5 protein-coding genes are annotated in these 12778 nt (G+C 47.4%); all 5 read right to left on the bottom strand.

From position 1 onward, the window contains the following. Positions 1–17: 17 nt before the first annotated feature. The 5 genes from ACDQ55_RS14525 to ACDQ55_RS14505 all read right to left on the bottom strand — a co-directional run bounded on the left by ACDQ55_RS14525 (position 18) and on the right by ACDQ55_RS14505 (position 12770). Positions 18–1631 carry a M15 family metallopeptidase gene (locus ACDQ55_RS14525; protein ID WP_420982128.1) on the bottom strand — a complete coding sequence of 538 codons (1614 nt, stop codon included), beginning with the start codon at positions 1629–1631 and terminating at the stop codon, positions 18–20. Positions 1632–1791: 160 nt separating this feature from the next. Beyond that, the gene (locus ACDQ55_RS14520; RefSeq protein ID WP_420982127.1) at positions 1792–2052 is read right to left on the bottom strand and encodes a hypothetical protein; all 261 of its coding nucleotides are present in this window, start codon (positions 2050–2052) and stop codon (positions 1792–1794) included. 15 nt (positions 2053–2067) lie between these two features. Beyond that, positions 2068–10800 (bottom strand): type II toxin-antitoxin system death-on-curing family toxin, encoded by an 8733-nt coding sequence (locus ACDQ55_RS14515; RefSeq protein WP_420982126.1) that lies wholly within the window; start codon positions 10798–10800, stop codon positions 2068–2070. Positions 10801–10806: 6 nt separating this feature from the next. Further along, the gene (locus ACDQ55_RS14510; protein ID WP_420982125.1) at positions 10807–11538 is read right to left on the bottom strand and encodes a hypothetical protein; all 732 of its coding nucleotides are present in this window, start codon (positions 11536–11538) and stop codon (positions 10807–10809) included. 2 nt (positions 11539–11540) lie between these two features. Beyond that, positions 11541–12770, bottom strand: coding sequence for a hypothetical protein (locus ACDQ55_RS14505; RefSeq protein WP_420982124.1), 1230 nt, complete (start codon positions 12768–12770; stop codon positions 11541–11543). Positions 12771–12778 lie beyond the last annotated feature (8 nt).

Here is a 12778-nt window from a genome sequence, read left to right as displayed (position 1 = left end):
ATTTTAATAATTCAATTTTAATAATTATTCAGCCATTTTCCTATTTTATTAGCGCCACTTCCAATCGGAGAATTATCTTCTAACCAATTTCCAATTCTACCAATAATACTAGGAGCCTGAGATTTAATACTTAATGAAGTGGGATATAGCACTTGCTTTTGCGCTTCAACACTATTACGTTCTCCAACAGACCTATCTTTAGTTATACCAATTTTAGGCTGATAATCTACCTCTCTTTTGATTAAAGATTCATCAATATCCATTTGATTCTCTCCATCAATTTGTCTTTGGTTTTCGCTTATCATTTTAGTTTTATTAATGCTGTTTCTTAAATCAAAATGAATAGGATCATAATTGTTATTAAAATAACCACCCCAAGTCCAACCCTCACCAATTAAATGTTCAACTATATCATCATTCTTCCTAGGATCAACCGTAACATTTCCTTCAAAGGAATTACTTTTATAAACTGCAAAATCAAATGCCGCTCCCGCATTATGAATACTGCTCCCTGGCTTCGCAGGTTTAACTCCTTTTTTAACTCCAGATAAGTTGGCCTGTCTTCTCGTTGTTCTAAACGCACTATTTATTTGAATATGAATTCCATTATTTTCAGCATAATTTAATAATTCTTGTACCTTTCCTATAACGCTATGATCTATGTATACTGATGACCTCCCGTGAATATATTTACTATTACTAATGTTAAACTTAATAATAGAATCACCCAATACATCATTATAATAATTAGGATTATTTCTCAAAACAGTGTAGTCGCTGATAGAAATTTGAGGTTTGGGATCCAGATTCCATCTTCTCCCAATCCTCGGATCATACTCCCAGAACTGAGCTGTATAACTATTTCCCTCTCCCTTAATTTCATCTGATTTCTCTTGCCCGTTAAACCCATACCTATACCCCCCAACTCCTCCGGAGGCACCATTCACATTCCCTCCACCAGCATAAGTATCATCGGCAATGTAAACACTGAAATTATCATCATCCCCGGAGGTAAAACCGGTAAGCAGCTCTATGCTGCGGGTAGCTACATAGTCTGATGGCTGGTTATCACTACGGTTATTCAGCGACAGATCTATCGGCAAGGTATAACCATTGATATCATCTGTGCCGGAAGACCAACCCGTACCAAGGGCATGACCACTGCGACCAGGCATCAACATACCGAAGGGGTAGTAATCCTGTACGGAGGTAAGGACGGGGTCGAAGTAACTGATGGTACTACCGTTCAGGGATATAGGACGCTTGCGGTCCGAAACACTAGCCAGTACGTTGCCCAGGTGATTACCCAATTCAAAGACCTTGTATCCCCGTTTAAAGATAGTATTTAATCCCGTACCGTTTGCTAAGGCTACCGTTTCTGGGGCTACGATATGTTCAACATTCACCTGGCGGTTTAAAAGACCTAAACGGCTGCTGCCATACAGGTGGGTTTCCGTCAGCGTGAGGTCTCCGTTGTTAACGGACGAATCTCCCTTCGTATAGATGCCCATTACGTTACCGGTAGCATCGCGGATATACCAGGTTTCGACGTTTTTTACCTTCTTGCTGATACGAGATGCCCTGGATACGACTGTTGTCTTTTTACTCGGTGAGGCTAACGATACCAACATTCTTAAAGATCCAAAGATGATGAAGCGGCTTAATGAGATTAACGAACTGCCTGATAAAGATAAAGAGTGCGTTTACTCCCTCCTGGATGCTTTCATCGCTAAATCTAAATTACAAGCAATATTAAAATAATAATGCCCGGTCTGCGACCGGGCATTATCGTTAAACTCCTTCTCTAACTTCAATATATTTAAGCAGGACTTTAAACAAAGCTTCTTTTAATGTTGATTCATCAGCTCTAATCATCTCTGCCTTGATTGTAGAAAAAGTAATAAAAACTGTATATTGTTTATCTTTTCTATCTCCATCAAACTTAATAACTCCAACATCTCCATTCTCTTTAATTTTTTCAAAACAGTAAATAAAATCTTCAATAGAGATATTATTAAATAATCTACTTACAATACTTGTAATTGTCTGCATAATTAATCTATAATTTTACCTTGCAATAGCTCTTGCTATATCTTCTACCTCATGCATAGCACCAGTAGCAACTTCTGTCGCAACAGTCATTAATTCATTATAACTAAGTGTTTTAATTCCATTATGCTCTGCAAAATATTGCCAAGCCATAACAGCTGTTCTCTTATTCCCATCCTGGAACATATGTCCATGCGATATTGATCTAAAAATTGCAGCACCTTGTTCTGCAATAGTTGAATAATATTGCGCAGTAAAAATAGCTGATGAAGGACTACCATTCAGAAGCACTCCTCCGCCATTAGTTGTTTTATTAAAACCAACTATTTTATCAGCAAAAGAAGCCATATCAAATTCCTCTTTGACTATTGTTGCTTCTGCTGATACTGTTTTTAATAAAGGTCCTTTGCCGAAAATATAAGGGCTAACCTTTACTAAACCAGCTCCACTACTAAAAATTATACCCAAAGCACCATCCACAAAATTACCTGTAGCATCCGCTGTTGACTTCTTCAATCCCGCTGTCTGTAGACCCAAACTTATACCTTGCTGCGTATAGGTCGGAGCTTCCTGTCCGGTAATTAATTCTGTTAATCCGTGTGAGGTAACATCTGCACCATGCACAACTGCCAATCCTCCAAGAACTGCTCCTCCTACAGTCCAACTGGTAGCTATACCTCCTGCCGCACCAACACCCATTTCTATCACTCCCCCTACAGTTTTCAATCCTCCCATAATTCGGGTTCCTGTACTGGACGTATCTCCCAAAGGATCTCCAAAAGCAATAGGACTATTATTAAAAGCAGAGTAATGACTTATCCCAACAGTCGATTTCGGGTCTAAATTCCATCTTCTACCTATCCTCGGATCATACTCCCAGAACTGAGCTGTATAGGCATTTCCCTCTCCCTGTATTTCGTTGTCCTTCTCTTGCCCATTAAACCCATACCTATACCCCCCAACTCCTCCGGAGGCACCATTTACATTCCCTCCACCGGCATAAGTATCATCGGCAATGTAAACACTGAAATTATCATCGTCCCCGGAGGTAAAACCGGTAAGCAGCTCTATGCTGCGGGTAGCTACATAGTCTAATGGCTGGTTATCACTGCGGTTATTCAGCGACAGATCTATCGGCAAGGTATAACCATTGATATCATCTGTGCCGGAAGACCAACCCGTACCAAGGGCATGACCACTGCGACCAGGCATCAGCATACCGAAGGGGTAGTAATCCTGTACGGAGGTAAGGACGGGGTCGAAGTAACTGATGGTACTACCGTTCAGGGATATAGGACGCTTGCGGTCCGAAACGGTAGCCAGTACGTTGCCCAGGTGATTACCCAATTCAAAGACCTTGTATCCCCGTTTAAAGATAGTATTTAATCCCGTACCGTTTGCTAAGGCTACCGTTTCTGGGGCTACAATATGTTCCACATTCACCTGGCGGTTTAAAAGACCTAAACGGCTGCTGCCATACAGGTGGGTTTCCGTCAGCGTGAGGTCTCCGTTGTTAACGGACGAATCTCCCTTCGTATAGATGCCCATCACATTGCCGGTTGCATCGCGGATATACCAGGTTTCGACGTTTTTTACCTTCTTGCTGATACGGTTACCTGCTACGTCATAGGTGTAGGTGATATCCGTACCATCGGATTTGTGGATCTGCTGGATCTTTCCGTATACCGTCCAGCTTATGCTGCTCACGCCGGCTGCTTTGTCGGCAGTAAGATTGCCAATGGCATCATAGGTGTAATTATGTATTGCCTGATTATCGATATCTGTAGGATAATTACCCCCAGCTACTCCATCTTCGATGTAGTCCAGCTGGTTAGTACCTGCTTTATAGGCATAGCTCAGGCTGTCCATTGCCAAAGGCTTGCCGGCAAAGGTGTGGTTACCGTTACGGATGTAGGTCTTGATATTACCATTGGCATCATAGGTAACAGACTCCCCGAAGTCTGGCAGTACCGCTGGCTGCCAGCGGTTGGCCCCTACATTAAAGCCGCTGGCGGCCCTCATGCTGCTCAGGCGGTTGAGTACATCATAACGGTAAGCATAGAGCAGCGGCTCGCCCAACGTAGGTAAGCTAACGCTCATAGCACCAATATTACCGTTAAATAACGGTACAAATAGTCCAGGGGTAGTACTTACCCCACTGGCCATGGCGCCAGCAGTATGGCTTACCGGGCGGTAATCACGGTCACCGGAGTAATGCAGGGTATAGCCAAAGGCATCACGCGCCACCAGACTGCCGGCGCCACCATCACCGCCGATATCGTATACCGGGGAAAGATTGGTACTGTTCACACCTTTCAGCCAACCCTGCAGCGTATAGGCGTAATCGATACCCTGTACCTGCTGCTGGCCTAAAATGCTCTTTGCCAGCAGGCCGTGTTGATAATACTGGTAAAACGCATCATTTTCCCAGTAGATGCTGTCAGTACTGGTGAGTACATTGGTGATGCGGTTTTCCGCATCATAGCTATACCGGTGATAGAAAGCATCAGGCATACCAGGCTGATAAGCCACCTGGTTTACTTTGCCTGACACCAGGTCGTAGTGATAAACCAGTTTCTTAAACCGGTTCTGCGCATTGCCCATCGCACCCAGGCGGTAGTCTTGCAGGAGCGTATCCACGTTACCGTGAATATCATAGCTGTAATAAGTAGCGCTGGCATGATTGAGCGCAGCCAAGTCTGCTGCTGTATTATAAACGGCGCTCCACGATACCCGGTTACGTAGGTTCTGGGCTTCCAGCAGTGGTGCTACAGGCGTATAGGGTAGATCGTAAGTCGTTTTCGTAATCTGGGTACGACTGTCTGCGGCGGCGGTAAGCCAGCCTTCCAACTGCGTATTATCCCGGCTGATGGCACTCGTTATTGGCATGGCGGATACCAGCTGGCCTACTTCGGTAATCCTTCCCAGGTAGTCGTAACGCGTATAGCTGTAAGCGGAGCTTTTCCGTTGTTCAGCATTCTGGGATACAACTAGTCTACCCAACCGATCGTACCAGAATAAACTATTACCACCATCTGGAGACCCCTGCGATACCACCTGGTTAAGGGTATTATAACGGTATACCGTAGCCAGGCTATGGGCAGGCACTTTAACTGTACCGGCTGCACGCGCAGCTCTCACTCCATCCAGCCACGCCTGGCTCAGATCAAGCATTACCCCTTCCGGCGGTATCGTTTTTACCAGGTTACCTCCCTGATCGTAATAATAAAGGGTGTAATGGTATTCACTTAGGTTATGTTGTACCGTAAAGTTCTCCAGATCCATTGCTGCATAACAGCTGGCCAGGTAATCTTCGTTAAAAGTATCCTTCAGCGAATCCAGACGGGCTTTATAAATCGCCGTGGCCGTATTGATCAGGTTAAAGGAACTGTCTGTACAATTATTCGGTTCCTCAAAAGCTACTTCAGGGAAGGTAGCTCCTGTTTGACCACATAATAAAGGACCGGTATATAAAGATATCGTTCCCGTGCTTACCTGGCAACCGGAGCCCGTTCTACTGCCGGGTATCGCACTCACCGTAACACTCATCTGGATAGTGGTTGGAGTGATAACCGTACGGTCCAGTAGCGGATTTAAACTCAGCATGCTTACCGGCGTAGCCGTGATAGTGGCAGGAACATCCATACAACCCGCTACTCCCGTAGGAAATATACCTACCCCGGGATTACCACCCACATGGCCGATGGCCAGGATACTGCTGTCAGCAGCCATAAACAGGTTTCTGATCTCCGTATTAGCAGGTACTGATAAACTTCGGGCATTCAAAATAGTGCCCGATCCCGTTAACCGGTAGCTAACAATACTGCTACCATTAGCTGTATTGGCTGCTAGTAACAGGGAACCATCGTTCAGCATACCGGAACCCATCCAACTAATATTTGTGCCCCCAGACAACTCATAGGCACTACGGAAGGTCAGATCACGGTTGATATTCATCACAGCACCGGCGCCGGTACCATCTGAGGTACCATACTTTGCAATCAGCACCAAACTATAGCCACCGCCAGGTAATGGATAAAGTCCGCAGGTATTCAGGTTCCGGAGCGAATTATTGTTATACTGAAACGATGCACTGTCTATGGCGGCACCATCAGTAACACGGAACCGGAATAAATCGGCTACATAACTCGTATTGGCTATCCGCAGGGAAGAAACAACAATATTACCTCCGTCTTCCACCATGAACTGCGACATTTCTCCACTGGACTTCGACATTCTTCTCTGCCAGCTGGTATTACCAGAGGCGTCCAGCACGCCAACCATCCAGTCGCACGTATAACTACCCGCATCATAATCGCCGATAAAGGCAATATGGCCGTTACTTAATTCTTTTAGGTCTCTTAAGATTTCTCCTGTCGGGCTTCCAGAATAAAAAGCACGGTACCACATCAAATTACCTGTTCCATCCAGTCTCAGCACTGTGGGCAGATAAGTGGTGGTCATGCCTCCCGGATGGTTAGCCGTATAGGCCCCGAGTAATACACCGCCATCCTGTGTTTCCTCTACCGCCACAATGTTTGACAAACCGGGACCGTCACTGTAACTCTTGGCCCAAAGCAGCTGATAGCCAGCATCCAGCTTTACTAACAACGCCGCAGTACTGCCAGCTAAATTTCCTGCTAATAGGTATTCCCCAGACCGGGTCCGGCTTATCTTACGGATAGTAGCAGTGCTAGGCACTCCGTTCCACAGTAAGGAAAACTGGTTAACCTGATTGGAGGTACTGCCTACTATGGTATTTTCATAATGCAGTATCCGGCAGCTGTCAATAAACTGCAGGTAACTGCTATAGTCATACTTATACCCCAGGCGGTTATTTAAATACGTCGCAAATTCCTGGTTACGTAATACCTGCACTGCATCCTCAACAGGACCCGTGCTACTCATCAGGCTTACGTTATCTTCTCCGGATGGCCACGCAGGTACAATACCCGGGTAATCGACCATAAACCGGTTGTATAAACTGTCTACAATGATACAGGTAGCACAGGGGGCGGCACTGTAACATTGGAATACCGGTGGTAGCTGTACCGGCCTTTCCTGATAAGTGCAACCACTCGCCAGCGTGCAGGACTGCAAGATCAAGTTCAGATCTTCCTGCGCGATATTTACATGACGGCTCCTGAAAAGATACTGCGAGGTGCTTTCGTTCACTTTATGGGCAAGGTCGTACTCTCGCTTAAAGGCTGCTATCTTATCACATTCGCAGGCTTCTGGTATGTTGAAAGAGGGCTTGCCGGTTACCAGCGATTGCGCATAATAAGGCGAAGGAACTGTGACCAGCAAGGCCGTGGCAGCACTGCGATCCCCCTTGCCCGTTACATCCGGGTGGGTAGCATTAAAATCCCTGATCACCTGTTCAAAAGACCGGTCTGCATCAGGGCTGTTGTTTGGCACAGAACTGGACCCGTAAGGATGCGCAGCATCTGAGCCTGCCTTACATACAGCTATCAACCGGTCTTTCAATGCGGCAAACTCGGCGGAAGTATAGTTACACGGAGACAGTTGCTCCATCCACGTAGATACATACCGGTTACAGTTATCCGTATAAAAACGGTCCAGCTGGGCGGCGGCAGAATCCTTTACCCGCTGCTTGTCGGCTACGGTGAACTCTTGCAGATAATCCAGGCCAGCATGGGCTAACGCCGCTCCTGCCGTCATGAAATTGGGCTGTTTGCCCTGGGCAAACAAATCACGGGCACTTACCTTACCGGCGCCGGCAGGACAAGCAGCATGCTCCAGCAGACTGTCAATATAATGCTGTTTGATATTCTGGTAGTTTTCCCGGAAGCTGCGCCAGATCATATTCAGATCACCTGCGCACAGGGTACTTTCCTTAAATACGCTCTCATTCTGACTGTAATTCACCATACAGGATGCCGCATCTGTTGTACACATCACGGCTGCAGCGCTCATGGTGTATATGGATTTGCCATTCTGAAAAGTTATCAGCGTTGCTTCCAATCCGTTTTTTATAGCTGCTGATTCCGATGCCAGCGGGTCAGGATTGGCAGAAGCCCCATAGAAGGCAAAAACATTACCACTGCCATTGGTCGGGTTCAGGTAACCCTTGGCTTTGGCCTCAGCATAGGTGTCGGTAGCCTTGAACTGGATATCCCAGGCCAGGCTGGCTTTATGCTTTTCATATTCCAGCAGCTTGCAATATTCCGGATGTAGCGGCAGCAAAGCCTGCGCCCAGGAAGACTGGAACTTGTCGGCAAACTGCTGCGGCGTTAGCGCCTGCGGCCTTACCATTGCCTGGCGGGTTTCATCATACACCTGGGCTGCACTGCCGTCTGCGTTCTGGTATTGAAGGTCTGCACGCTGGTATACAGCCGGCAGCACATCATCATCTGCCGTGGGGCGCGAAAAGAAAATATTGTATGCTTCTGCTGCCTTCTCCCGTTCTGCATACTGGCCGCTGGGAGGAGTCATATCCAGCAGCATAGACATGCGGGTATTATCCGCCAAAGTCGTTTTCTCACAGAGCTGATCACAGCTGGAAACGATATCCGCATAGGCAGCATCAATCTCTTTACGGTAATGAACAGAATCGGTAACCGCTAACCCTATCTGGGTCATATAGTTTACAGCGAAGTGGCTACGGCTGCCCACAATGGCTATGCAAGACTGACAATCCGTGGCACAGGAAATGTCCTTGTAGGCTTGCCGTTGCTCCTCCAGTATCTGCTCAAGGCTTACACAAGTGTTGCCTTTCAGGAACAGCTGCTGACGGTAGCCTTCCATCGCCTCTTCATTTATAGCCAGCGTTTTCACTACTTCGTAACTGCCCTCTTTCAACGGAACAGAGAAGGTAAGCGTTACCGGCGATGGCGTACTGCAATCGGAGATAATACTACCTGCATTGTAGTTACTGAACGTTTGAGTTACCGGCTTGCCATCAGGCAGCAGCTGGTTCATCACATCATCCGTAATGCTGATCTCCAAGTCAAAACGGCCGATATAACAGATCTCCGTCCCGTTGCAGTCTTTCTTTTTTAATACCGGGGGCACCAGCGAGTAGGTAAACGTATAGACATCATCTGCCGGTACTACCAACGGTTTATGCACCACCAGGGCGTTGCCATTACGCTGGTTATTGGCACCGCCGCCCCAGACTTCCGTTAACGGGGTGACTATGTTAGAAGGGAGGCCTTTCAGCGCCCCCGAAACTGGTTCTCCCACCAGGGAGGTAGCCACTGTACGGCCATGCATATCCTGGTAGCTAACGCTGTACTGGCCGTTGGCATCTTTTACCATGTTGCGGAAGTAATGCGTTTCATTACCCCCTTCCGTACCAAAAAGACGGTCTATCTGCGCCTGGTTGGCAGCCCCATAGTAATACCGGGTTTCATGCCCGCTGTTGATGGCAAAGTCTTGCCCTACGCCACCTTGGCGGCTGATACGGCCGGTGTTATCAGGCGTGTACACCGTTTCTGTAAACGGATAGCCTTCCGATGCTGGTATATACCGGTTAAAGCCTGCTGACGCACGTGGGTTCGCTGCTGAATAATACCGGGCAGCCCCACTGCTGCTGTCCATAGGCGCCGCAGCAGCCGTTAGTATCGCGGCAGGACTGGTAAGGGTATCGTAATTACTTACATCATAGGCCCCATTCACTCCTTTGTTGAAGCTTTTCGTATAGGCTATAATGTTACTGAGGGTGGGCGTGGGCAATACTTGTATCACCGGCCTGCCCTGCTTATCGTACAGCGTTTCGGACACCACCGTGGTATCGGTAGTATTATCCTTGGTAACTGTTTGCCGGCCCATCATACTACCATCAAAATACTGCACCACTACTTTGCGCTTACCCTCTTCGGCATAACTGATACTAGATTGCCAGTTGAGGTTATTTTCATGCCCCCCGAAAGAAAAAGCGGCCACATTGCTCCAGCCCGCCTCTTTCCGGCTGCTGTTGCCCCGTGCCTGCACCGGGCGCACCCGCGCATATAAAGTACCGTTGTTATCATAGATTAAGGGAACGTTATACCCGTTCTGGGAAACACTTACCCGGCTGGCATTATTCCGGAATACCAGACTGGTATTTACCGGGTCGCCGTAAACTTTGTTGGCCAAGGCCGTGGCATCTATATAAGTCCATTCCAGGTCGTATTCGTCAGCCGCATTCACCGGCTCCCAGTTCACCGTTATCTGGTCGGGATTGGCAGCCGTAGGAGATAAAAACTGCAGCTGCCTCACCACATCATTTACCTTATCCAGTTTATATGCCGGTTTTACCTGCAGCTCATTTTCAAGGACCAGGGCGGCTGTCATAGCCGCATCGCCGGTGGTGATGCTCAGTAACCGGATGGTGACATCATGGGCGTTATTAAACACAAAACTGTTACGCGCCGTATAGGCATTAACGGTATCATAACTGATCGTCATGCTCCGCTCTAGGGAATCTTTACGCTGATCTGTAGCATCGTAGATAATTCTCACCTGTGCCGTAGCCGTAAAAGGGCCTTTCGGGTAAACAGCACTGTATTCGTTCAGTTTAAAGGTGATGATATTGCGGGTAGTATAGGCCGATTCCAGCTTACTTTTCAGGGTGGCATCAAAATATACCGTATCCTGAACATTGGCGCTCTTACCGGCTACCAGTTCTCCCTTAGCGCCATCCAGCATCTTTTTGATCGTAAAACCGGTCTGTGCATAGCAAGTCATCGACAGGAGCTGGATCAGCAGCCCCAGTAAAAAAATATTTACACGTATAGGATGTTTCATATATCGTTAGTTGCTCGGAGTACCAGTAATAACTTCGTAATTCTTATAAGCACCGGTGGGTACCAGTACGTTATCTTTACGGGTAAAAAATTGCCGCTCGTCAAAATCTGCTGCTGTTAAGCCGACAGCTGGGCGGTAGGAGAAAATAACCTGCAGCAGTGCATAGGTGCCTTTCGTGAGATCTTTAAACTCAAAAGGCAGCTGCTCCCCATCGATCAGGTATTGCGAACTGTAAAGCCGGGAGTGATCCTTGTTTAACTTGATCAACATATCCCGGTAAGCACTGTTTTCCCCAAACCGGAAGTGAAGCGTAACTGTATCCCCTTCCTCCCGGATGTCACTTTGCGCCATACCTGCCGACTGTAATGCCTGGATAAGCATCCCGGCCGGGTTGGGGGCAGAGGAATCACGCGGAGAAGCGCCAGTTAGGTAGATCAACTTATCCTCATGGAATACCACAATAGTATACCTGTCATTTTTTATGGTAAGCATATTACCGGTTTCCATCCTGAAATTATTCCCTAGCGTTTGCATGGAACATTTCATTGAATCCAGCAGCACATCCGGTTGATCGGCATCGGCAATGGTATAATGCATGTTCAGCGACTGGCTGCCGCTGGTAAAATGGTGGCCCGCCTCTTCCAGGATAGCCACTGCTTTCTGCAGCGAAGCGGTATGTTGCGCCTGTATACGGCCTGCTGCCAACAGGCATACAAACCAGATCAGTATCTTTCTCATCTTTATTCTTTTATCAATGCACTGCGGCTTTCTGTAATGGTTTTAACCCCTCTTTCTGTTTCCTTCTTAACACGGATCAAGGTGCCGTCATCATCGTATTCATAGAAAGCGGCATAATTGTTTTCATCCAGTTCCGCCATTAAGCGCAGGTTAACAGGATCATATACATATGATTTCATATTGGCATTATAGGGATGGATACGCAGATCATCGAAATACACGGGACTGTTACCTGTGGCGGAAAGAACCACTGAAAAAGTGGTGGCGCCGGCAGGAACATCCACCAAGACAGTTACCTGCTGCCAGCCTTCAATAATATTTCCCGAAGGCCGGGCCATCACGCTGGCAGTACCTGTATTCACGGTCAGCGTAGAACGGGAATAGCTGCTGCAATCACATTCCAGTTGCTCTCTTACCCATACGCTCACGATCATCCTTTTGCCGGCTTGCGGCGAAAAGGATGGCAGGATCACCTTCCCGTCGGCCCGGATGCTTTTCAATAAAACGGCTCCCGGAAAACAGCTCAGGCTACCGGTATTGATCGTAAAATCAAAACCGGCATCATCTCCCGATAGTACCTGCGCTCCCACACTTACTGTACTGTTCTTATCCACCAGCAGGGAATATTTTCCTGTGTGCGCCACATTACTATCCAGGTTTTGCTGATAAGGCCCAAAATCTATGTTGCGCTCTACTGCACAAACCGTATCCGTATTAGCCGCAAAATCGTAGTCCTCAAAACCCTCGAAAAGTGCCTCGCGGTAGCGTGCATTCTGGGTTACCGCCACCGGCAACGTATTGGCGTAACCGTATTGCCCGGCATTATATCTTCCCAGCGGATCCTTATTCTCTAGTTCAAAACCTTTGGTATTAAATAGGGTCGATTCGCTGTTCCAAACCCATACCGTGGTATCCGCCTGCGGTTGCAGGGTATTATCACTACCCCTCCGGTTCCAGAAAGGAATGAAGGAAGCGAAGGCCCCTTCATTACGGATATCGGTAGCACTTACAGTGGCATCCGATTCCTTCCGGGCGCTATAGTAAGTATAGCTGCGGTTAGGCCGCCAGTTGCCCGCAATACCCAGCGTATAGGGATTGATACCTGTATCTTTCACCGCGCTGATGCAGGTGCCGGAGGTATCCGGCCGCAGATACCATTCCGCCTTTACATCAAGGCGGCCATGTGTGAGCATACCTATCACAAGGCAGATGATTATTATTAGTCGCTGCATATAATTCG

The organism is Chitinophaga sp. 30R24 (assembly GCF_049056765.1).
GTDB lineage: Bacteria > Bacteroidota > Bacteroidia > Chitinophagales > Chitinophagaceae > Chitinophaga.
This window is presented reverse-complemented; position numbering and strand designations above follow the sequence as displayed.

Coding starts and splice junctions, on each gene's coding strand:
- ACDQ55_RS14525 (WP_420982128.1), bottom strand. CDS start 1,631: ATGTTGGTATCGTTAGCCTCACCGAGTAAAAAGACAACAGTCGTATCC.
- ACDQ55_RS14520 (WP_420982127.1), bottom strand. CDS start 2,052: ATGCAGACAATTACAAGTATTGTAAGTAGATTATTTAATAATATCTCT.
- ACDQ55_RS14515 (WP_420982126.1), bottom strand. CDS start 10,800: ATGAAACATCCTATACGTGTAAATATTTTTTTACTGGGGCTGCTGATC.
- ACDQ55_RS14510 (WP_420982125.1), bottom strand. CDS start 11,538: ATGAGAAAGATACTGATCTGGTTTGTATGCCTGTTGGCAGCAGGCCGT.
- ACDQ55_RS14505 (WP_420982124.1), bottom strand. CDS start 12,770: ATGCAGCGACTAATAATAATCATCTGCCTTGTGATAGGTATGCTCACA.